This window comes from Actinomyces viscosus, from assembly GCF_900637975.1.
Classification (GTDB): Bacteria; Actinomycetota; Actinomycetes; order Actinomycetales; family Actinomycetaceae; genus Actinomyces; species Actinomyces viscosus.
In genome coordinates this window covers 2327895-2348520 of record NZ_LR134477.1, presented here as the reverse complement: position 1 = coordinate 2348520, position 20626 = coordinate 2327895, and the positions used below count along the sequence as shown (strand labels likewise).

Annotated in this window: 22 protein-coding genes; 9 read left to right on the top strand and 13 right to left on the bottom strand. The window is 69.1% G+C overall.

Features of this window, described 5'->3' with window-relative positions; translation table 11 throughout:
* The first annotated feature begins 3 nt into the window (after positions 1-3).
* The 6 genes from EL340_RS10050 to EL340_RS10025 all read left to right on the top strand — a co-directional run bounded on the left by EL340_RS10050 (position 4) and on the right by EL340_RS10025 (position 4700).
* The gene (locus tag EL340_RS10050) at positions 4-1128 is read left to right on the top strand and encodes an ISAs1 family transposase (protein WP_126413142.1); all 1125 of its coding nucleotides are present in this window, start codon (positions 4-6) and stop codon (positions 1126-1128) included.
* Complete coding sequence (locus EL340_RS10045) at positions 1071-1697, top strand: Imm5 family immunity protein (RefSeq protein ID WP_126414462.1); 627 nt, start codon at positions 1071-1073, stop codon at positions 1695-1697. Before EL340_RS10050 ends, EL340_RS10045 begins: the two co-directional genes overlap by 58 nt.
* A 354-nt stretch (positions 1698-2051) precedes the next feature.
* Complete coding sequence (locus EL340_RS10040; RefSeq protein WP_232023000.1) at positions 2052-2303, top strand: hypothetical protein; 252 nt, start codon at positions 2052-2054, stop codon at positions 2301-2303.
* Positions 2300-2809 carry a Dps family protein gene (locus tag EL340_RS10035; RefSeq protein ID WP_126414461.1) on the top strand — a complete coding sequence of 170 codons (510 nt, stop codon included), beginning with the start codon at positions 2300-2302 and terminating at the stop codon, positions 2807-2809. Before EL340_RS10040 ends, EL340_RS10035 begins: the two co-directional genes overlap by 4 nt.
* Positions 2810-2994: 185 nt before the next feature.
* Complete coding sequence (locus EL340_RS10030) at positions 2995-3699, top strand: hypothetical protein (protein WP_126414460.1); 705 nt, start codon at positions 2995-2997, stop codon at positions 3697-3699.
* A gap of 503 nt (positions 3700-4202) precedes the next feature.
* Entirely contained in the window at positions 4203-4700 is a 498-nt protein-coding gene (locus EL340_RS10025) for a Dps family protein (RefSeq protein ID WP_126414459.1), read from the top strand.
* Between the two features lie 189 nt (positions 4701-4889).
* Here the strand turns inward: EL340_RS10025 and EL340_RS10020 are convergent, their stop codons facing one another.
* Entirely contained in the window at positions 4890-5504 is a 615-nt protein-coding gene (locus EL340_RS10020; protein WP_126414458.1) for a TetR/AcrR family transcriptional regulator, read from the bottom strand.
* Between the two features lie 37 nt (positions 5505-5541).
* On the opposite strand from EL340_RS10020, the gene EL340_RS10015 reads away from it, so the two are divergent.
* On the top strand, positions 5542-6861 hold the full coding sequence (locus tag EL340_RS10015) for an alpha-amylase family protein (RefSeq protein ID WP_126414457.1): 1320 nt from the start codon (positions 5542-5544) through the stop codon (positions 6859-6861).
* 176 nt (positions 6862-7037) lie between these two features.
* Here EL340_RS10015 and EL340_RS10010 read toward each other — a convergent pair whose 3' ends face one another.
* The 3 genes from EL340_RS10010 to EL340_RS10000 all read right to left on the bottom strand — a co-directional run bounded on the left by EL340_RS10010 (position 7038) and on the right by EL340_RS10000 (position 8927).
* Positions 7038-7439 (bottom strand): PIN domain-containing protein, encoded by a 402-nt coding sequence (locus EL340_RS10010; protein WP_126414456.1) that lies wholly within the window; start codon positions 7437-7439, stop codon positions 7038-7040.
* Positions 7436-7663 carry a toxin-antitoxin system antitoxin subunit gene (locus EL340_RS10005; protein ID WP_126414455.1) on the bottom strand — a complete coding sequence of 76 codons (228 nt, stop codon included), beginning with the start codon at positions 7661-7663 and terminating at the stop codon, positions 7436-7438. The genes EL340_RS10010 and EL340_RS10005 overlap by 4 nt, the downstream gene beginning before the upstream one ends.
* Before the next feature lie 208 nt (positions 7664-7871).
* The gene (locus EL340_RS10000; protein ID WP_126414454.1) at positions 7872-8927 is read right to left on the bottom strand and encodes a GlxA family transcriptional regulator; all 1056 of its coding nucleotides are present in this window, start codon (positions 8925-8927) and stop codon (positions 7872-7874) included.
* A 368-nt stretch (positions 8928-9295) separates the two neighbouring features.
* On the opposite strand from EL340_RS10000, the gene EL340_RS09995 reads away from it, so the two are divergent.
* Both EL340_RS09995 and EL340_RS09990 read left to right on the top strand, forming a co-directional pair.
* Entirely contained in the window at positions 9296-9913 is a 618-nt protein-coding gene (locus tag EL340_RS09995) for an isochorismatase family protein (protein WP_269471653.1), read from the top strand.
* Between the two features lie 296 nt (positions 9914-10209).
* A complete protein-coding gene (locus EL340_RS09990; RefSeq protein ID WP_126414453.1) occupies positions 10210-10722 on the top strand; it encodes a VOC family protein in 513 nt (170 codons plus the stop codon).
* Positions 10723-10929: 207 nt separating this feature from the next.
* Here the strand turns inward: EL340_RS09990 and EL340_RS09985 are convergent, their stop codons facing one another.
* The 9 genes from EL340_RS09985 to EL340_RS09945 all read right to left on the bottom strand — a co-directional run bounded on the left by EL340_RS09985 (position 10930) and on the right by EL340_RS09945 (position 20480).
* Positions 10930-11430, bottom strand: coding sequence for an NUDIX hydrolase (locus EL340_RS09985; RefSeq protein WP_126414452.1), 501 nt, complete (start codon positions 11428-11430; stop codon positions 10930-10932).
* Positions 11431-11439: 9 nt separating this feature from the next.
* Positions 11440-13539, bottom strand: coding sequence for a ferrous iron transporter B (feoB, locus tag EL340_RS09980; protein ID WP_126414451.1), 2100 nt, complete (start codon positions 13537-13539; stop codon positions 11440-11442).
* Positions 13536-14015 (bottom strand): FeoA family protein, encoded by a 480-nt coding sequence (locus tag EL340_RS09975; RefSeq protein ID WP_126414450.1) that lies wholly within the window; start codon positions 14013-14015, stop codon positions 13536-13538. Before EL340_RS09975 ends, feoB (EL340_RS09980) begins: the two co-directional genes overlap by 4 nt.
* 297 nt (positions 14016-14312) lie before the next feature.
* On the bottom strand, positions 14313-14849 hold the full coding sequence (locus EL340_RS09970; RefSeq protein ID WP_126414449.1) for a NifU family protein: 537 nt from the start codon (positions 14847-14849) through the stop codon (positions 14313-14315).
* 87 nt (positions 14850-14936) lie between these two features.
* On the bottom strand, positions 14937-17078 hold the full coding sequence (gene feoB, locus EL340_RS09965) for a ferrous iron transporter B (protein ID WP_126414448.1): 2142 nt from the start codon (positions 17076-17078) through the stop codon (positions 14937-14939).
* Positions 17075-17467: a FeoA family protein gene (locus EL340_RS09960; RefSeq protein ID WP_126414447.1), complete on the bottom strand. Its 393-nt coding sequence runs from the start codon at positions 17465-17467 to the stop codon at positions 17075-17077. The genes feoB (EL340_RS09965) and EL340_RS09960 overlap by 4 nt, the downstream gene beginning before the upstream one ends.
* Before the next feature lie 414 nt (positions 17468-17881).
* Positions 17882-18082, bottom strand: a complete 201-nt coding sequence (locus EL340_RS09955) for a PspC domain-containing protein (protein ID WP_126414446.1) — start codon at positions 18080-18082, stop codon at positions 17882-17884.
* A 326-nt stretch (positions 18083-18408) separates the two neighbouring features.
* Positions 18409-19164: a type 1 glutamine amidotransferase gene (locus EL340_RS09950; protein ID WP_126414445.1), complete on the bottom strand. Its 756-nt coding sequence runs from the start codon at positions 19162-19164 to the stop codon at positions 18409-18411.
* On the bottom strand, positions 19161-20480 hold the full coding sequence (locus tag EL340_RS09945; RefSeq protein ID WP_126414444.1) for a Mur ligase family protein: 1320 nt from the start codon (positions 20478-20480) through the stop codon (positions 19161-19163). Before EL340_RS09945 ends, EL340_RS09950 begins: the two co-directional genes overlap by 4 nt.
* Positions 20481-20626 lie beyond the last annotated feature (146 nt).

Below are 20626 nucleotides of genomic sequence, written 5' to 3'. Positions count from 1 at the left end.
CCGATGTCATCTTCCACCACGACCGCCTTGTCGCGCCGGCCCCTGGTCCAGGTTCTCAGGAACGTGGCTGATCCCAGGGACCGTCGGGGCGTGCGTCATAACCTGTCTACGGTCCTGTCCCTGGCCGTGACCGGGGTGCTGGCCGGCTGTCGCAGCCTGACGGCGATATGGGAGCGCACCACCGACCTGACCGGCGCCGACCTGGAGGCCCTGGGACTAGCGGCGGGCCAGGCCCTGCCCTCAGAGTCGACCATCCGCCGAGTCCTGCAGGACCTGGACCCCGCTGACGTTGACGCCCACCTGAGGTCATGGTTGTGCACGCGTACCGGCACCATCAACGGCCGCACAGTGATCGCCGTGGACGGCAAGACCATGCGCGGCGCCCGCACCAGCAAGGACCCAGCGCCGCACCTCCTGGCCGCCTTGGACCACGCCACCGGCGCCGTACCGACCCAGCAGCGAGTGGCAGGCAAGTCCAACGAGATCCCCGCGCTCAGGGAGCTTCTCGAACCCTTGGACCTGGAAGGGGTGGTGGTGAGCGCCGATGCGATGCACACCCAGACAGGCACAGCCCGGTGGATCACCCGGCGTGGTGGTCACTACGTGCTGACGGTCAAGGGCAACCAGAAGACCCTTCGCAGGACGCTCAAGGCGCTGCCCTGGAAGAGTGTCCCGTCCGTCTCAAGCGTCGATGCCGGTCACGGTCGGCGGGTGCGGCGCGCTGCCAAGGCGATTGAGGCTCCCGCCTGGGTGGACTTCCCCGGGGCTGCGCAGGTGGTCCAGCTCCGACGCACCAGGACCATCAAGAGCAGGAAGCATGTTGAGGTGGTCTACCTGATCTGCTCCCTCCCTATGACCGATGCCCAGCCCGAGGTCGTCGCGGCCTGGGTCCAAGGGCGCTGGGGAATCGAGAACCGACTTCACTGGGTCAGGGACGTGGTCTTCGATGAGGACCGCCACCAGCTGCGCATCGGCAACGGCCCACAGGTCATGGCCACCCTGCGTAACCTGGCCATCAGCCTCATCCGACTCTTCCACGGCACCGGCACCTCCATCGCCAGCACCACCAGATCCCTGTCACGACAACCCAAACGAGCCATCAGACTACTCACCCAAACCCCCACCTAAACCGACTTTGCCGACCCCCTGAGGGGATTCTATCCCTGGAGGCTCGTACTCGCGTCTGGGAGGCGATGCTGGATCCAGAAGATGCTGAAGAGTCATATCGGCGGCAAATTCAATTGAAAATCATGTGCGTGCGACGGGTTCAGCGCTATTGGGATCGAGCATTTCCTGGTGATGAGAGGATTGAGGGAATGCTTTCCTTAGTCGAAGATGTAGTCGAGTGCCGGGTGGGCTCGGAATTGGCTGAACTCCGCAGTGGTCGTTTTCTTATGGATGCGTACGACAGGGTTGAGGACTACAATTCCATAACGCAGCCTGCTGTGTTTGTCGCTGATGGTGCCGTTCATGCAGTCAGTTCTGCAACACACCGTAACCCTGAATATGACGTGTCTGATGATACGCAAGATGACGACGAACTCCTGCCGGATTCGCTTGAGACAAGTTATGCGTGCGCCAGCGCGGCTGCCGGTGCCCTGAACTGGCAGCCGGTGGAGGAGGCTGACGTCCCTGCTCGTCGGGGGTTCTGGTTGTGGTACCTGGACGAGGCGATCCCGGAGGTTCTTGCCGGTTGACCGTGCCTGAAGAGGTTCGCGCGACCGATAAGCGAGCGAGCACCATCGCCCCCGATGATAAAACCTCAATGTAAGGCTCAGGTTGATGGCGTCAGACATGGTCGATTCCATAATGGGTTGGCGCAGGAGGTGGACAACACCCTGCCCCCGGCTGCCCTGCTGCGTCGGCTCGACGTCTGACTCGCCCATGGCGCCAGCACGAAGGAGACAGGGCTCCCGCGCCGTTGAGGTGCAGGATTCAGTGCCGTCCTGTCGGCGTCGTCGCCCACCGTACGGCCGGAGCGCGCTCGTTCCGCCGAGCAGGAAGCGTGCAGGAAGACGGCCAAGGTCCAGGGGGCGAAGACGCATCTGTCCATGCTGCTGGTGGAGGTCGAGCAGGGCGCCACCAATATCGCCAGGGGGCATCAGATGGTGGCGCGGCTGATTCCGGTGGGCACAGGCGAGCGAGAGCTGGGCTTCGGCGGTTACCAGTTGCCGGACACGTTCTTCGACGAGCTGCCCGAAGAGGAGCTGAGCGCCCGGGAGGCGGGCGCACCCGCGCGCGTGACATGTCCCCGCCCGCAACCGGCCGCCTCCGGGACAAACGGCGTAGGGTGGGCGGCATGAGTGCAGAGACCAGTACAGAGACCGCTGCCACACCATCCATTGCCTTCGCCTTCACTGCCTCCGCCGCCCTGAGCGACAGCCTCCAGCGCGTGCTGGTCGACCTCGTCGCGCTGGGCATCGCCACCAAGCAGGCCCACTGGAACATCGTGGGTGAGAACTTCCGCGATCTTCACCTGAACTTCGACGCCGTCGTCGGCATCGCCCGTGAGGGCTCCGACGAGGTCGCCGAGCGCATGCGCGCCATCAACGCGACCCCCGACGGCCGCCCTGCCACCGTCGCCGCCGACTCCACCGTCCCGACCCTGCCCAAGGACGAGATCACCGTCTCCGAGGGCGTCGCCTACGTCGTCTCCGCCATCGAGGCCGCCGTGGCCACGCTGCGCGGCGTGCACGACGCCGTCGACGATGAGGACCCGACGTCGACCGGCATCCTGGAGGACCTGACCGGCAAGCTCGAGCAGCAGGCCTGGTTCATCTCCGCCGAGGACCGCAAGCCCGTGCGCTGAGCGCGGGCGTCCAAGCATCCGACGACGGCGGGCGGTTCCGGTCACTCCGGTGCCGCCCGTCGTCGTCGCGAGAGGCGAAAGGCGGGGCTCCCGCGACGAACGTCGAGACACACTCGTGACCTTCGCGGTAGTGTCGACGGGTTGGTTTCCGCCGGGTTGAATCCGGCCGACTGGGAGGAGCCCCCGTGACACGTGCCGAGATTCGCCCCGTGAACCGAGCCGGAACCCGCCGCCGGGCCGCCGTGGTCGGCTGCCTGCTGCTGGCCGGCTCACTGGTTCTGAGCGGCTGCTCGTCCAGCGGCTCCAGGTCCGGCGAGAAGAGCGCCGCGAGCAGCGCGGGCGCAACCGGTCACTCGACGTCGTCGCCCTCGGGTGTCGCCACGGCGTCGGGCAGCGCCGGCCCCGTCACCGCGGCCTCCCTGTCCGACGCCCAGCTGGGCTACACCATCACCAGCATCCCCGCCGGCCTGGACGTCACCCAGGTCAAGGTCCTCCAGGACTTCGTGGCCTACGACCAGATGTCCTGGCGGCTGTGGGTCGACGGCGGCCAGGACGTCAGCAAGGTGCCCACCGTGACCACCGGTACCCTCCAGCAGCAGCTCACCGATGACGCCGCCAACTTGAGGAGCAGGGGGGAGAAGGCCAAGACCCCGGTTAAGGTTGCTGTCTCCGAGGTCGCCGTGAGCGCCGACGGCCAGAGCGCCACCGTCTCCTACTGCGTGGACATGACGCAGGTGACCTACGTCGACGCGCAGGGCAAGGATGTCACGGACCCCACCGTCAAGGCCCAGGTCCCGGCGAGGAACACGATGGTGCCCGGAAGCGACGGGCGCTGGCTCGCCTCAGAGGAGGAGGAGACCGGCGAGCCGAATACCTGCTCGGTCGGCTGATATCTCCGGAGCCGCCGTGACATGATTGTTCTCGCCTTTCTTCGACACCTTCTCCCGGAACATCCAGTGTCCTGTCGGGGAAGAAGGGAGTCGGAAGGAGGTGGGGGCCGTGTCCAAGCCGAAAGGCCGACACAGGCAAGTCCGCAAGGACAAGGAAACGGCCCGGAAGGTGAGCGAACTGTTAACCGCAATCGCTCGCCTGATCCGGGCCGTCAGTGTCCTTGTGGATACCCTCGGCAAGTGGTTCGGATGAGCCGCTTACCTAGGGGAGCCGTCCGGTAGCCGCCGGAGAGCTCCCCGTCATTATGCCAGCCGGCTCGCGCCAGTGTCCATGTGCTGCCGAGCGCCGTCGTCGTCCTGTTGATGGGTGAGGAGCTGCTCCGCCATCAGCCTGGTGGAGTGGGGCGTTCGCGCAGGTGGGCCGGGGTTCCAGGTGAGGGTTGGCTTGCCTGTGAATCATAAGTAACACCCACAGTGGCTGGCGAAGTAGTAAGGTATTAGCCATGAACGCAGACACCATGACCACCCCCTCCATCAACCTCTCCTTCACCGCCTCCGCCGCCCTGAGCGACAACCTCCAGCGCGTGCTGGTCGACCTCATCGCCCTTGAGCTCGTGGGCAAGCAGATCCACTGGAACGTCGTCGGCCCGAACTTCCGCGACATCCACCTCAACCTGGACGACGTTGTCGGCATCGCCCGTGAGGGCTCCGACGAGGTCGCCGAGCGCATGCGCGCCATCAACGCGACCCCCGACGGCCGCCCTGCCACCGTCGCCGCCGCGACCACCGTCCCGGCCGCCCCCGAGGGCGAGATCCTCACCAGCGAGGGCGTTGCCTACATCGTCTCCGCCATCGAGGCCGTCGTCGCCACCCTGCGCGGCGTGGACGAGGACGTCGACGCCGAGGACGCCACCTCCTCGGGCATCGTCGAGGACCTCATCGGCAAGCTCGAGCAGCAGGCCTGGTTCCTCTCCGCCGAGATCCGCAAGCCCGTCCGCTGAGCCCGCGGCTCGCGCCGACGCGCTGACTCCTCACGTGGGGCCCACCTCCTGGCGAAGTGGGCCCCACGTCGTGTCTGTCCCGGTGTCCTTGTTCTGCCTTTGTCCTGTCTTTCGGCGGGCGTTGCCGCCGGGCTGTTTCCGAGCTGCCGCACTCGGGCCGCCGCCTCGGGGCTGCTCACCCTCGGGCCCTCACTTCCGCCAGTCGCCCAGCGCCCCCTCCAGGCAGCCGAGCGCCGCGTCGATGAGGCTGTGGCGCTGGTCCTCCGGGCACCCGGCGCGAACCCAGCGCAGGCAGGCGTCGTCGAGGAACCCCAGATAGCCCCAGAGGGCGAACTCGTCGCGATACCCCCGGCTGCCGCCGACGACGTCGGCCAGCGTCTTGACCGCCACCTCCCGCGCGGCCTGGCGCACCTGCGCCGCCTCGCCCGGCTCGTGTCCGGCCAGGATCTGGTAGGTCATCCAGCCGGGGGAGCGCTCCGAGATGAAGTCCAGGTAGGTCAGGATCGAGGTGCGCACGCGGTCGCGTGCCGAGGAGCCCGGTGGCAGGGCGTCGTCGGCCTGTCGGGTGAGCTTGGCGAGCTCGTCGGTGGCGCGCCGGAGGACCTGGGCGTAGATGCCGGCCTTGTTGGCGAAGTACTTGTGCACCAGGGCCTCCGAGGCGTGGGCCTCCTCGGCGATCGCGGCCAGTGAGACCTCCTCGTACGGGCGGCTCGCGAAGGCGCGGCTCGCGACGCTCAGAATGAGGTCGCGGCGCTCGGCGGGGTCCATGCGCAGACGTGGGCGCTTGTCGGTACGGGACGGCACCTTGACATGCTATCGGGTGGGGCGCACCCTTGGAGGCATGACTAGTGAGGCATCTGGAATAAGTCGTCCCGCAACGCCCGCCTGGATCGACCACGCCATCTGGTGGCAGGTCTACCCCCTCGGCGCCACCGGCGCCCCCATCCGGCCCGAACCGGGCACGCCGCTGACCGAGGTCGGCGCCGCCCCGCGCCTGGACCGCCTCGATCCCTGGCTCGACTACGCCGTCGAGCTCGGCGCCAACGGGCTGTCACTCGGCCCGATCTTCGCCTCATCCACCCACGGCTACGACACCACCGACCACCTGCGCATCGACCCCCGCCTGGGCGACGACGCCGCCTTCGACCGCCTCGCCGAGGCCTGCCGCGCCCGGGGCCTGGCCCTCATGCTCGACGGCGTCCTCGGGCACGTCGGCACCGAGCACCCCCTCTTCCGGGCCGCCCGCGCCGGGGGAGGGGAGCGGGTCCTCTTCCGCTTCGACGACGCGGCCGGCGGGGAGGACGGAGGAGACGGAGGGACCGGCCCCGGCTACGCCACCTTCGAGGGGCACGAGTCCCTGGCCGCCCTCAACCACGACTCCGCCGAGGTCCGCGACCTGGCCGTGCGGGTCCTGACCCACTGGCTCGACCGCGGTGCGAGCGCCTGGCGCCTGGACGCCGCCTACGCCGTCGACCCCGCCTTCTGGGCGAGCGTCCTGCCGGCCGTGCGCGAGCGCCACCCCGACGCCTGGTTCATGGGCGAGGTCATCCACGGCGACTACGCCGGGTTCGTGGAGGCCTCCACCGTGGACACCGTCACCCAGTACGAGCTGTGGAAGGCCACCTGGAGCTCGCTGGCCGACATCAACTTCTACGAGCTCGACTGGTGCCTGAAGCGCCACAACGAGCTGCTGGAGCGCTTCATCCCGGCCACCTTCGTCGGCAACCACGACGTCACCCGCATCGCCAGCAAGGTCGGGGCCGGTGGGGCCGCGCTCGCCGTCGTGCTGCTCATGACCGTGGGCGGCGTGCCCAGCGTCTACTACGGGGACGAGCAGGCCTTCCGCGGGGTCAAGACCGAGACCTTCGGTGGTGATGACGAGGTCCGCCCCGCCCTGCCGGCCGGGCCGTCCGAGCTCGCGCCGCAGGGGGCCTGGATGCTGCGCCTCCACCAGGACCTCATCGGGCTGCGGCGCCGGCACCCCTGGCTCGTGCGCGCCCGCACCGAGGTCACTGAGCTGGACAACCCTCGGCTGGCCTATGACGCGGTGGGGCAGGAGGGCCAGCGGCTGCACGTGGACCTCAGCCTGGAGCCGACCCCGCGCGCTGAGGTCCGCGCGCCGGGTGAGGCTCCGCTCGTCGTCGAGCCGCCCGCGGAGTGATTCCCCCTCACTGGCTCTCACGCTGGCTCGTACCGCCGGGGACAAGAACTCGCGGGCGGGTGCCATCGACGCGTACGGGGACGGAATTCCTGTCCCCGCACGCGCAGGATGTCCCCGGCTGGGATGGGGATGCACCCGGCGGAGTAGAATGCCCCGCCGATGTTTGCGGTAACCGCCTACACCTCGATCAGTGGGAGGCCTGGATGCACTGTGCTCAGGTCTCCTGGATCAGAGGTCACGACGGTGTGTCCCTGTTCCTGAGCCACGAGGACGACGTGGACGTCAACGACGTCCCGATGACCGGTTCGTCCGCACAGCAGGCCGACAGCCCTTGCTGCCATCTCATCGAGTGGCATGACCCGCACGCGGGGATCAGACAGCAGTCGCGCGACCCGAGCCTGCCTCGGACCGCCCCGCCAGGCCTGTTCCACAACCCCGGCGGGCACGCTCAGAGGCAGGTCGGCCTCCAAAGCCCGCCGAAGGAGGGCGCGAACTCGGGAGTCCCCGCGTTCAAGGGCAAGTAGCGCGCCGGTGTCCAGGGTTAAACCCTTCGCGGTTCCTCTGTTGGCGGCGGTCATGCCAGGCCCAGCTCCCTGTCCGCCCATGCCAGGTCGGAGTCGCTGACGGGGCCGAGCTCGCGGTCAAGCTCGTCCAGCAGCTGTGCCAGGCTGTCCTCCTGCTGGGCGCGCGCGACCGCTGCGCTAATGAATCCTGACACCGAAGGTGCTCGCCCCTGTTCAACGGCACGGCGAATCGAGATGACCTGCTCGTCCGGGAGGCTCACCGCAATCTTCTGAGTCATACCTGCATCATACCGGAGGTGTGATGCGCGTCGTCGTCGCCGGGTGCCGTCAGCGCGGCCGGGGACATTCGACGCCTCCGGGGACAAAAAACGCAGGCGGGTGCCATCGACGCGTACGGGGACGGAATTCCTGTCCCCGCACGCGCAGGATGTCCCCGGCTGGGATGGGGATGCACCCGGCGGAGCAGAATGTCCCTGGCGGTGCGGCTCAGGGCACCGTCGAGGGTGAGGGGGGCGAGGGAGTGGTGCGGAATCGTCGTCGGTAGGCCGACGGCGTCGTACCGAGCGCCCGGGTGAAGGCCTGCCGCATGGTGACGGCGCTGCCGAAGCCGCAGACTGAGGCCACCCGCTCGATCGCCAGGTCCGTACTCTCCAGGAGGCGCTGCGCCTCGCGCACGCGCTGGGCGCGCACCCAGGCCGCCGGTGCGGTGCCGGTCGCCCGACGGAAGGAGCGGATGAAGGAGCGGGTGCTCATCTGCGCCCGTCTCGCCAGCCGCTTCACCGGCAGTGGCTCGCCCAGGTGAGCCAACGCCCAGGTCGTGGTGCGGCCGATCGGGTCGTCGTCGGCGTGGTGCGGCACCGGCCGCTCGATGTACTGGGCCTGTCCGCCCTCGCGGTGCGGCGCGATGACGAGCTGACGCGCGACCTCGTTGGCGGCCTGGGCGCCCAGCCGCACGCGCACCAGGTGCAGACAGGCGTCCAGCCCCGACGCCGCACCCGCGGAGGTCAGCACGTCACCGTGGTCGACGTACAGGACCGACTCGTCCAGAGCGATCTCCGGGTGCTCGCGTGCCAGCGGCTCGAAGGCCCGCCAGTGCGTCACCGCCCGGCGCCCGCCGATGAGACCGGCTTCGGCCAGTGGAATCGCCCCCAGGCACAGGCCGGCGACGCTGGCGCCGCGCGTGTGCGCCGCCTTCAGCAGCGAGCACAGCTCCCGCCCCGCGGGGCGCCCGTCGGCGAACCACGCCGGGACCACGACGACGTCGGCCTCCTGTGCCAGCTCCGGACCGCCCAGGCCGCTGAGGACGTACCCCTCCGAGGTGCGCAGAGAGGCGCTGGACGGTGCGGGGGCTGGTGGCGTCGGATCCGTGCGGTCCGCGGAGCTCGTTGAGTCACCGGCGGGCACCGCCGCCCCGGGGCCAATGGTGAACAGCGAGGTCCGCCAGTCCGCCAGACCCAACCGGCTCACGGTTCCGAAGACCATCTGGGGGATCGACAGGTGGAACATGGTGATGCCGTCGAAGGCGTAGACGGCGATGCGCATGCTGCCCGCCTGAGTGAGCTCGGCTCGGCCCGGTGAGGGGCGGGTGCCGGGTGAGTGCCGAGTCGGTTGGCGTGAATCCATCGATAGTCAGCATAGGTGCCACTGGTGGGCGGCAGCCCGCCCGCACATCCTGGTGGAGGTAAGGCAAGCACCGCGCCGATGCGCGCACCCTCGGAGGCACCGTGACCGCTTTTCAGAACCAGTCCCCACAAGTCCCTCACCCTGAGTCCCGACATGAGTCCCGGCCTGAGTCCCGCGGTGGGCTGCCACCCCAGGGTGAGGGTCGTGCCCAGCCCCATACCGAGCCTGTTGCCGAGCACTCGTCAGGTGCTCGGGCTCATCGCCGTCGGCCCGGTCCCCGCAGGGCACTGGTCCTGATCGATGTGCAGAACGAGTACGCCCGCCTGCCGCTGCGCATCCGCTACCCACGTCTAAGTGACTGCCTCGAACGGATCGAGCAGGCACTCGATGCGGCCGAGAACGCCGGGATCCCGGTGGTCTGCGTGCAGCACGCCGGCCCGCCCGGCGGCCCGGTCTTCGACCCAGCCGGGAAGGGCTTCGAGCTGTGCCCCCGTATCGAGCATCGGCTGACCCCGCGGTGGAGGCGCGTCGTCAAGCATCGCGGCTCGATCTACGCGGGGACTGATCTGGCCGCCTGGCTGCACGGGCAGGGCGTCGATACGGTGACGCTCGTCGGGTTCATGGCGAACAACTGCGTCCTGGCCTCGGCGGCCTGGGGCGAGACGATCGGCCTGACGACGGAGGTGCTCGCCGACGCCGTCGGCGCCATCAACCTGCGCAACTGTGCGGGAAAGGCGGACGCGCGCACGGTGCACGCCACGCTCATGGCGCTGCTGCACTCCAACTGGGCGGCAGTGGCCACCACCGACGAGTGGTGCCGGGCACTTGGCCTCGATGAGCCGCTGCCGCACAGCAACCTGGTCGCCTCGGCAACGGCGCCGGCCGAAATGGGGATGTCCCGATAACCTGCTCATTGGAAGGTACGCCGTGATCTTCTGAGTTCTACGGGGATCGTTTCGGTGTTGAGCGAGAGGGTGCGATGTGGACATGCTCGTCGCCACTCCGCCATAATGGTGGGGAGCCATCCGGCTGCTATCCGGATGACTCCCCTCGCAAGAGGTCGGCTTAGCCGATCCACTTGCTGAGGGCATCCACAAGGACACCGACGGCCCGGACAAGGCGAGCGACAGCGTTGACTACTTCGCTCACCTTCCGGGCCGGTCTTGACCCTGACGTAGCGTGAGGGACAAGGCTCACCCGCATGAGCACCTTCAACGCATTCGAGATGAGCCCCGTCCCCGCCCCCGGGGAGGACGCCCAGCCACCTGAGCCCTTCCGCGGCATCTACGGCATGCCGATGTTCGTCACCGTCCCGACATCCGACCTGGACGCCTCGGTCGACTTCTGGACGGAGGCCCTCGGCTTCTTCACCCTGTTCACCATTCCCGGTCGGCTCGTGCACCTGCGCCGCTGGGCCTTCCAGGACGTCCTCCTGGTGCCGGCCTCGCAGGAGCCCACGCCGGCTGACGGCCCCACGATGAGCGTCAGCTTCGCCTGCGTCCTGTCCCAGATCGACGAGATCGCCGAGGCCTGCGAGCAGCGCCGACCGGGCAGCGTCACCGGTCCGCGCATCACCCAGTGGAACTCCTCCGAGGTCGAGGTCACCACCCCCGAGGGCGTGCACGTCGTCCTCACCGCCGCCAGGCCCCTCGACCCGCACGGCGAGCAGGCCGACACCTTCCGGCGCGTCGGCATCGAGGTGCCCGAGGCCTGACCGCTGTCCTCTGAGGTCCCACCCCTCACCGCGGCCTCGCCGACTAGCCACCTCACCGGTGCCGTGGCCGGGGGGGGGGGGGGGGCATTCGGCGCCGTCGGAGACGGAATTTCTGTCCCCGCACGCGCAGGATGTCCCCGGCTGGGATGGGGATGCACCCGGCGGCGCAGAATGTCCCCGGCTGTGCGCGCGGGAAGGGCGGCAGCGTCAGAACGCCGGATGGAAGCGCGCGCCCGAGGCCGGGTCGGCCAGCCAGGCCAGCGCCGCCTCGATGCGCCCGGGCGTTGAGCCCAGCAGCGGCTCGGGCAGCGCGTCCGGCTCGAACCAGTCCACGTGCGTGGACTCGTCGTCGGCCACATGGGCCCGGGCCGCGGTGCCGGGCCGCGCCCGCCCCACGAAGTTGATGTCCATGAAGACGCAGTTGTCCCCGTTGGGGAAGGCGAAGGGCTCGCCCGCGGTCACACTCGTGAGCGCCAGCACCTCCACATCCACGCCGGTCTCCTCCAGGCACTCGCGCCGGATCGCCACCGCGGGCTGCTCTCCGGGCTCGGGGATGCCGGAGACCACCGCCCACCGCCCGTTGTCGGCCCGCCGTCCCAGCAGGATGCGCCCGGCCTCGTCGACGACGACGATGCTCACCCCGGGCAGCCACAGCATGTCGTGCCCGATCTTCTGCCGCAGGGAGACGATGAACTCAGGAGTCGCCATGCCGCGAGCCTAGACGAGCATGGCGACGATGAACCGTGTGAGCGCGGCCATGACCCAGGCGGTGACGAACATGTAGCTGTAGGCGATGACCGGCCACTTCCAGGAGCCGGTCTCCCGGCGCATCGCGGCCGCCGTCGACATGCACTGGAGGGCGTAGACGAAGAACACGAGGATGGCCGCGACCGTGGCCGGGTTGAACAGCTTCTCCCCGGCCTTGTTGGTCAGGGTGTCGTGCTGGTAGGTCATGCTCGCCAGGTGGGCGCTGGGCTGCTCGGGGTCCTCGGCGGCGGCGATCTGGCCGAGCGTGGCCACGAAGGTCTCACGCGCCGCCAGCGAGGAGAGCACTGCAACGTTGATGCGCCAGTCGAAGCCCAGCGGCTCGAAGACCGGCTGGACCGTCTTGCCGATCGTCGCACCCCAGGAGTGGTCCATCGTGTAGGAGGTCTTCTGGGCCTCCAGGGCCTTGCCCAGCTCCTCGGGGTCGGTCACGATCCGCCCGTCGTCGCCCTTGACCGTCGACGACGACGGGTCCTCCACGGCCGCCGAGACCGCCGCGCACTCGGCATCGGCGGCGCAGTAGGCGTTGAACTGCTCCTCGGAGCGCATCGGCATGTTGAGCAGCACCCACAGGATGAGCGTGGTCAGGGTGATGACGGTCCCGGCCTTCTTCATGAAGCCCTTGCAGGCGTCCCACACCATGAGCCCGACGGCGCGCGGCCGCGGCAGCCGGTAGGGCGGCATCTCCATGTAGAAGGGCAGCAGCACCCCACCGCGGTCGGTGAGGCGCTTGACCACCCAGGCCGCCAGCATCGCCGAGAACGCCCCCAGCAGGTAGAGCGCGAACATGACGGTGCCGCGCGCCCCCAGGGGCCCGATCTTCGCGTCCCCGGGCACCATGAGGGAGGTGAGCAGGACGTAGACGGGCAGGCGCGCCGAGCAGGTCATGAGCGGGGCGGCCAGCATCGTGGCCACCCGGTCCTTCGCGCTGGGCAGCGTGCGGGTGGCCATGATGCCGGGGATCGCGCAGGCGAAGGAGGACAGGAGCGCCACGAAGGCCCGTCCCTCCAGCCCTGCCCGGCTCATGATCTTGTCCATGAGGAAGGCGGCTCGGGACATGTACCCCACGCCCTCGAGGAAGGCGATGATGAGGAACATGATGATGATCTGGGGGATGAAGGTGAGCACTGCGCCCACGCCCCCGATGAGGCCGTCGCCCAGGAGCCCAGCGATCAGTGGGTGGGAGTCGTCCAGCCAGCCGTGCACCAGCTGCCCCAGGGCGCTGAATCCTCCCTCGACGGCGTCCTGGAGGGGCGCGGCCCAGGTGAAGATCGCCTGGAAGAAGACGTACATGATGGCGAAGAACACCAGGGAGCCCAGCACCGGGTGGAGCAGCACCCGGTCGACGGCGGCCGTGACGCGGTCCTGCTGGGGAGCCTCGTAGTCGGCGGCGGCCAGGACCGAGTCCGCCCAGGAGGCGACCTCACCGGGCGCGCTCGGCGGCGGGAGCGGCGGGCGCTGCCAGGTGGCGACCTCGGTGAGCCGCTCGCGCAGCTCGGGCAGGCCGATCCCGCGGTTGCCGACCACCCGCACGGCCGGGATCCCCAGGGCGTCGCCCAGTGCCGCCACGTCCAGGCGCCCGGCGCGCCGCGTGAGCTCGTCGGTCATGGTGACGACCAGGCAGGTGGGCAGGTCCAGGGCCAGGGCCTCGGCCACGAAGTTCATCCCCCGCCGCAGCGTCGTGGCGTCGACGACGACCACGAGGGCATCGGGCACGCTGATGGTCTGCGAGGCGTCGGTGAGGACGTCGCGCACCGCCTGCTCGTCGGGGCTGATCGGGTCCAGGGAGTAGGCGCCGGGCAGGTCCTCGATCGTCAGGTCGGTCTCGCCGATGCGGCAGGTTCCCAGCGACCGCGTGACCGTGACGCCCGGGTAGTTGCCGGTCTTGGCGTGCAGGCCGGTCAGGGCGTTGTAGATGGAGGTCTTGCCGGCATTCGGGGCGCCGGCCAGCGCGATGCGTCGGGCCCCGGCCACCAGCGTCTTGGAGCTGGAGGACCCGCAGTGGCAGTCGGGGGCGCCGGGGGTCTCGTGCGCGGCGCAGTGGTCGCTCATCGGCGCTGCCCCTCGTCCTCGGAATCGGTGACGGCCTCGGACACGCTCTCGACGCCGTCGTCGGCCTCGGTGACGACCTCGGACACGCTCTCGACGCCGTCGTCGGCCCCGGTGACGACCTCGGACACGCTCTCGACGCCGTCGTCGGCCCCGGTGACGGCCTCGACCCGGACGATGCGGGCCTCGTGGTGACGCAGGCACAGCTCGTAGTCGGCGACGCGATAGACCACCGGGTCACCCAGTGGGGCGCGCCGCAGTGGAGTCACGACCCGCCCGGGGACGAACCCCAGGTTGCTCAGCCGCTTGATGATGGGGCCGCTGGCCGCGTCCTCCAGGAGACCGACGACGCGTCCACTGGTGCCCAGGTGCAGGTCGGACAGGGATCGTCCCGCCGGAGGCGGGGTGTCAGGGGTATCAGGGGTGTCAATGGTGCCGGTAGACGCCGACGTGCCGTGGGATGAGACTGCAGTCGTCATGTTGTCCTCGGGTGTCCTCGGATGTGCTCGGAGCTTCTCAGAGTCCTTGTGCCTGTGCCCTCTGTCTGTCCTCGGCCTCGTCTCGACGCGGGTGGCGCGCATCGACCGCCTCAGTCTGAGGTAAGGCTTTTCTATCGGCAGATTAACACACCGAACCGGTCATCTTTCGCGTGGCCCTACGGAAAAACGGTAGGGCCACGCGAAAGATGACCGGCTCGGCGATGGGGGAGTGGTGGAGAGGCGGCTCGGCGAACGAGGGGAAGGTCCGGCTCGGTGATGGGGGAAGGGCCGGCGCGGCTACCTCTCGATGCGGCGGACCTCGACCAGCCAGGGGCAGCGACGCCGCAGCAGGTGCTCGAAGCGCGCATGCATCGTGATCTCGGCGGCCGGGCAGTCGTCGCAGGCCCCCTCCATGGCCACCTCGACGACGCCGTCGCGCACGGAGCGCACGACGAGCGAGCCGCCGTGGCTGTTGACGAAGGACCCCAGTGAGCCGCCGGCGATCTGCCGGGCGGCGGCCTCCAGGGCGTCGTCGGGCCCGGACTCGTGGGCGGTGGCGGCCCCCTCCCAGGAGGTCGGGGCGCCCAGGGCGTCCACCAGCGCGCTGCGCACCCGGGCCCCCTCCGTCCGCCAGCTGTGGCCGGGGCCCAGGAGGGTGAGCACTGCTCCGTCGTCGACCCGCACCGAGTTCAGGGTGCCGTCGTCGATGAGGGCCTGGAGCATCGCCGGGGCGTGGGCTACCTCCCCGGTGAAGGGCAGCAGGCCGTCGGGGACGACCCACCGCAGCACGTCGGGATCCGGCGTGGTCACCGGGTGCGTGGGAACGACGGGCACGGCCGCCTCACCCCTCCCGAGTGTGCTGTCATCCGTCTGCTCATCCGTCTGCTCAACCGTCGGAACATCGTCCTCATCGTCTCACTCTCACAGGAAGGCAGCGACGAGTGCGTGGGTGAGCGCCGCCATGACCCAGGCGGTGACGAACATGTAGGTGAAGGCGATGACCGGCCACTTCCAGGAGCCGGTCTCGCGGCGCATGGCCCCCGCCGTCGCCATGCACTGGAGGGCGTAGACGAAGAACACGAGGATCGCGACGACGGTGGCCGGGTTGAACAGCTGGTCGCCCGCCTTGTTGGTGAGCGTGTCCTGCTGGTAGGTCATGGTGGCCAGGTGGGCGCTGGGCTGCTCGGGGTCCTCGGCGGCGGCGATCTGGCCGAGCGTGGCCACGAAGGTCTCACGCGCCGCCAGCGAGGACAGGGTGGCCACGTTGATGCGCCAGTCGAAGCCCAGCGGCTCGAAGACCGGCTGCACGGCCTTGCCGACCCTGGCCGCCCACGAGTGGTCCATCGTGTAGGAGGTCTTCTGGGCCTCCAGCAGCTTGTCCAGCTCCTCGGGGTCGGTCACGATCTGCCCGTCGTCGCCCTTGACCGTGGACGACGACGGGTCCTCCACGGCCGCCGAGACCGCCGCGCACTGGGTGTCGGCGGCGCAGAAGGCCTCGAACTGGGCGTCCGAGCGCATGGGGACGTTGAGCAGCACCCACAGGATGACGGTGGTCAGGGTGATGATCGTGCCGGCCTTCTTCAGGAAGCCCTTGCAGGCGTCCCACACCATGATGAGGATCGTGCGCACGCGGGGCATGCGGTAGGGCGGCATCTCCATGTAGAAGGGCAGCAGGATGTTGCCGCGGTCGGTGAGCTGCTTGACCACCCAGGCGGCCGCCATCGCGGAGACGGCCCCCAGCAGGTAGAGCGCGAACATGACGACGCCGCGCGCCCCGAAGGGACCGATCCTGGCGCTGCCGTCGACCGTCAACGAGATCATGATGACGTAGACGGGCAGGCGCGCCGAGCAGGTCATGAGCGGGGCGGCCAGCATCGTGGCCACCCGGTCCTTGGTGGACGGCAGCGTACGGGTGGCCATGATGCCGGGGATCGCGCAGGCCAGTGAGGACAGGAGCGCCACGAAGGCCCGTCCTTCCAGCCCGGCGATGCTCATGACCTTGTCCATGAGGAAGGCGGCCCGGGACATGTACCCCACGCCCTCCAGGACGGAGATGATGAGGAACATGATGACGATCTGGGGGATGAAGGTGAGCACCGCCCCCACACCGCCGATGAGGCCGTCGCTCAGCAGCCCGGCGATCAGCGGGTGGGACTCGTCCAGCCAGGCGTGCACCATCGTCCCCAGGGCTCCGAAGCCGTCCTCGATGGCGCCTTTGAAGGGCTCGGCCCAGGTGAAGATCGCCTGGAAGAAGAGGAACATGATCGTGAAGAACACGATGGTTCCGGGGATGGGGCGCAGCAGGACCTTGTCGATCGCTGAGGTGATCTGGTCGCTCTGGGGCGCCTGGTAGTCGGCGGCGGCGAGCACCGAGTCGGCCCAGGAGGTGATCTCGTCGGGGTCGCTGGGCGGCGGCAGCGGGGTGCGCTGCCAGGTGGCGACCTGGGCGAGCTGGGCGCGCAGGTCGGGCATGCCGATGCCGCGGTGCCCGATGACCCGCACGGCCGGGATTCCCAGGGCCTGGCCGAGGGCCGCCACGTTGAGCCGGCCCGTGCGACGGCTGAGCTCGTCGGTCATCGTCACCACGAGGCAGGTGGGCAGGTCCAGGGCAAGGGCCTCGGCGATGAAGTTCATGCCGCGCTGCAAGGTGGTGGCGTCGACGACGATGACCAGGGCGTCCGGGGCGCTGACCGTGGTCGAGGTCCCGGTGAGGACGTCGTGGACGATCTCCTCGTCGGGGCTGATCGGGTCCAGGGAGTAGGCGCCGGGCAGGTCCTCGATGGTCAGTGTGGTGTCACCGATCTTGCAGGTTCCCATCGACCGCTGGACGGTGACGCCGGGGTAGTTGCCGGTCTTGGCGTGCAGGCCGGTCAGGGCGTTGTAGATGGAGGTCTTGCCGGCGTTGGGGGCACCGGCCAGGGCAATGCGCCGGGCCCCGGCCACCAGCGTCTTGGAGCTGCCCGAGCCGCAGTGGCAGTCGGCGCCCTCGTGGTGGTGTGCGTCGGGGTGCTGCCCCTGGTGCGGCCGGCCGGCGGTGTGCTGCATGGTGTCGTGGGTGCTCACAGCGTCTCTCCTGCTGTCTGGACGGGGTCCGCGGCCACGTGCCTGCCGGCGGGTCTGGGCTGAAGGATGATGCGGTCCTCGACCTCGACGGTGGTGACCTCGACGAGCCGGGCCTCGTGGCGGCGCAGGCACAGCTCGTAGTCGGAGACGCGGTAGACCACCGGGTCTCCCATCGGGGCGCGCCGCAGCGGCGTGGCGATCCGGCCGGGGACGAACCCCAGGTTGCGCAGGCGCTTGATGAGGACTCCGCCGACGCCGTCGTCGAGCAGGCGGGTGATGCGTCCGTTGGTCCCGGGGCTGAGGTCCGATAGTGCGAAGGTGGCCGCTCCCGGTTCGGGAAGGTGGGCGGTGCCGGCGGGAGCGCGGTGTCGTGGAACAGCAAATGCCATGGTGTCCTCGGATCGACATGAAGGGTGTCTTCGTCGATGGGAGTGTAAGGCGATGCTTCTCTATCCCGCAGGAAATCAGGTCAGGCTCTGCGCCGGTGTCCATCTCCCTTTGAGGATGTTACGGGTGATGGAAGGGAGGTCGGGTGTGCCGCGCACCGGAGCCGTGGTGTTCGACAATCTGATTGTTCTGAGGCGAATGGTCGACAGCGGGGGAGGCTTGTAAAATACTTTGCGATCATTTCCTGTCGCCGCAGGTGCGGTGCGCTGTGCCGGTGGCGACAGGAAATGGTCGGTTGTTGATGTTTCGGACTGGTTGTGTCGGAATATTCCGATCGGGAAGTGGGGGTGTTTCGCCACCCGGCGCCTCTTTTGGGAAGTAAAGGTGCTCGGGGTGTCTGGCGAGGTGGAGAGGGGTTAGCCGACGGTGGGGTTGGGCATGTTCTGGGCGCCCAGGTAGTACACGAAGCCGAGTGGGACGACGAAGAGGAAGAAGGCGATGCGAACCACCCAGGCATTGACGTTCCACTTGTCGGCAAGGCCTCCGCAAACGCCGAGCCAGACCTTGTCGGCAGAACGTGCGGGCCAATCAAAACCAGAAGAATTCTGTGCTGTCATGGCAGACATTCTGCAATGTGTGAGCCTTGATGTCACATTGCGGTTTCAGCCTGAATAAATCAATGTCCAATAAGGGGTTGATGGCGTGCTGGGCGATTGTGGTGCGAGATTTCGGCGAAAGTCGGGAGCGGGGGTGTTCTGACGGTTTTTTGAGGTTTCCGTGTGGGTGGGATCGAAAAAACTTCGTGTCCAACAAGGGTGACGGGGATCTCTTTGTGTGCTCGCTCATTAGGTTTGCTTCGACTCACCAAAATAGGTGAGGTCGACTTACCCCCGTTGGTGAACGGGGCGTACCTCCCCGGTAGCCTGCACCGCCGTCGGGAGACTCAGCGGGGCCGGGACATGGCCACGGTGCGGGCGCGCTCGGCCCAGGCGTCGTCGAGCGGCGCGGGCTCCCAGCTGGAGCCCGCGTGCTCGAATGCGCGGGCCAGCAGCCAGTCGGCCACGGCCGGGTTCTTGGGCAGCAGGGAGCCGTGCAGGTAGGTGCCGATGACGTGGTGGACGCGTCCGCCCTCGGTGGAGTCCTTGCCGTTGTTGCCGTCGCCGACGCGCACCGTGCCGAAGGGGCGCGCACCCGGCCCCAGGGTGGTCAGGCCGGAGTGGTTCTCGTAGCCGACGACCGCCCCGAAGTCCTGGGTGTCCAGGGTGATGTTGCCGATGAGGCGGGTGTCGCCGGCCACCGTGTGGGTGTCCATGAGGCCGATGCCGGGGATCTCGTTGCCCTTGGCGGTGGTGAAGCCGTGCCCGAAGAGCTGGTAGAGGCCGCAGATCGCCAGCATCGGGACGCCGTCGGCCGCCCACGCCTTGAGCGTCGGACCGACCCGGGTCAGGTCCTCCTTGATGCGGTCCTGACCGGAGTCCTGGCCGCCGCCGCCCACGAGGACGTCGACGTCGCGGGGCAGCTCGTCGCCTGGGTCGTAGGAGAGGAGCTCGACGTCGTAGCCCTGCCACTGGGCGCGCCGGGCCAGCACGAGCGTGTTGCCCCAGTCCCCGTAGATGTTCATGTCCCGCGGGTAGAGCTGGAGCAGGCGCAGGCGGCCCCGGGCGGGACCGTCGGTGGTGTGCTCGTAGCGCGCGGTCATGACATGACCTCCTCAACGTCTGTCATCTCGCCCAGGATCGAGCGCAGGGCCAGCATGGCGGTGTAGGTGGTGAAGATCCGCATGGGGCGGTCGGCGTCGGCGGCCGTCCGGCGCATGAGGGCCACGGCCTTGCGCAGGTCGGGCTCGACGTCGGCGACCTCGACGTCGTCGTAGCGCAGCCGCAGCGCCATGTCCCAGGCCCGCACCCCGGTGACGACGGCGACCCCGCCGGCGCGCAGGGCCGCGAAGTCGACGTCCCACAGCCAGGACATGTCCCGGCCGTCGGCGTACTCGTCATTGATGGCCACGACGACCACCTCGCCGTCCTGCGCCTGGGAGGCCGCCGAGAGCAGGCCCATGCGGAAGCCGGCCGGGTTCTTGACCAGGGAGAGCTGGACCGGGCGACCGTCCAGGGTGAGGACCTCGCCGCGGCCGAAGGCGGCCTGCACGGTGCCCAGGGTGGTGAGCAGGCCGGGCAGGTCGGCGTCCTCGCCCAGGACCTCCAGGACCACCCCGAGGGCGGCGCAGGCGTTGAGGAGGTTGTGGACGCCGGGGATGGCGAAGTCGACCTCGTGGTCGACGCCGTCGACGCGCACGGTGGCGCGCTGGCCGTTGATGGCCTCCAGGCTCACGCGTGAGCCGGGTGTCTCACCGTCGCCGGGCTGCGCCCGGGGGCCGGGCTGGCCGGTGCGCAGGTCGTCGTCGGACAGGAACAGGGAGCTCAGGTCCTCGCCGGTGCCGAAGGAGACGACGCGGGCGGTGACGCCCTCGAGGAAGGCGGGGGCGGCCAGGCGCGGGTCGTCGCCGTTGAGGACGACGACGTCGCTGGTGGCCCGGGCCACGGAGTGCAGGAGGGAGGCGGTGTAGTCGATCTCGCCGAAGCGATCGAGCTGGTCTCGCATGACGTTGAGCAGGAGGCAGGCGCGGGGGCGGACGCGGGCCACGAAGTGCACGGCGTGGGCCTCGTCGAGCTCGAGGACCGCGATGTCGGCGTCCAGGTTGCCGGCGGCGTCGACCTCGGTGAGCAGGGAGGCGAGCACGCCGCGCACGAAGTTCGAGCCGGTCCGGTTGGTGAAGACCTTGAGGCCCTGGTCGCGCAGGAGCTGGACGGCCATCTTGGTGGTCGTCGTCTTGCCGTTGGTGCCCGAGACGACGACGACGCCGAGAGGCAGGCGGCCAAGGGTCCGCTCCAGGAATCCCGGGTCGGTGCGCTCCATGATGAGGCCGGGGAAGGCGGTGCCGCCCTGGCCGCCGCCGCGCACGCGGGCGGCCAGGCGCGCTGTGCGGCCGAGAGCGACCGTGAGACGAGAACGCATGGAACTCCTGCTGGCTCAAGAGACGGCACCGGGGTGCGTCGAGGTGTGGGTGCCCGTATGGGGACCGGCTGTGCGCAGTCTAAAACAGGAGAGCCTTTGCGGATGCATCACGGTGCTCACGTGAAAGATGCGGGAAATCAGGGGCG

Coding starts and splice junctions, on each gene's coding strand:
- EL340_RS09960 (WP_126414447.1), bottom strand. CDS start 17,467: ATGGCATTTGCTGTTCCACGACACCGCGCTCCCGCCGGCACCGCCCAC.
- EL340_RS10005 (WP_126414455.1), bottom strand. CDS start 7,663: ATGACTCAGAAGATTGCGGTGAGCCTCCCGGACGAGCAGGTCATCTCG.
- EL340_RS09985 (WP_126414452.1), bottom strand. CDS start 11,430: ATGGCGACTCCTGAGTTCATCGTCTCCCTGCGGCAGAAGATCGGGCAC.
- EL340_RS09975 (WP_126414450.1), bottom strand. CDS start 14,015: ATGACGACTGCAGTCTCATCCCACGGCACGTCGGCGTCTACCGGCACC.
- EL340_RS10010 (WP_126414456.1), bottom strand. CDS start 7,439: ATGACCGCCGCCAACAGAGGAACCGCGAAGGGTTTAACCCTGGACACC.
- EL340_RS09955 (WP_126414446.1), bottom strand. CDS start 18,082: ATGACAGCACAGAATTCTTCTGGTTTTGATTGGCCCGCACGTTCTGCC.
- EL340_RS10025 (WP_126414459.1), top strand. CDS start 4,203: ATGAACGCAGACACCATGACCACCCCCTCCATCAACCTCTCCTTCACC.
- EL340_RS10035 (WP_126414461.1), top strand. CDS start 2,300: ATGAGTGCAGAGACCAGTACAGAGACCGCTGCCACACCATCCATTGCC.
- EL340_RS10000 (WP_126414454.1), bottom strand. CDS start 8,927: ATGCGCATCGCCGTCTACGCCTTCGACGGCATCACCATGTTCCACCTG.
- feoB (WP_126414451.1), bottom strand. CDS start 13,539: ATGAGCGACCACTGCGCCGCGCACGAGACCCCCGGCGCCCCCGACTGC.
- EL340_RS10040 (WP_232023000.1), top strand. CDS start 2,052: ATGCTGCTGGTGGAGGTCGAGCAGGGCGCCACCAATATCGCCAGGGGG.
- EL340_RS09945 (WP_126414444.1), bottom strand. CDS start 20,480: ATGCGTTCTCGTCTCACGGTCGCTCTCGGCCGCACAGCGCGCCTGGCC.
- EL340_RS10015 (WP_126414457.1), top strand. CDS start 5,542: ATGACTAGTGAGGCATCTGGAATAAGTCGTCCCGCAACGCCCGCCTGG.
- EL340_RS09950 (WP_126414445.1), bottom strand. CDS start 19,164: ATGACCGCGCGCTACGAGCACACCACCGACGGTCCCGCCCGGGGCCGC.
- EL340_RS09990 (WP_126414453.1), top strand. CDS start 10,210: ATGAGCACCTTCAACGCATTCGAGATGAGCCCCGTCCCCGCCCCCGGG.
- EL340_RS10050 (WP_126413142.1), top strand. CDS start 4: ATGTCATCTTCCACCACGACCGCCTTGTCGCGCCGGCCCCTGGTCCAG.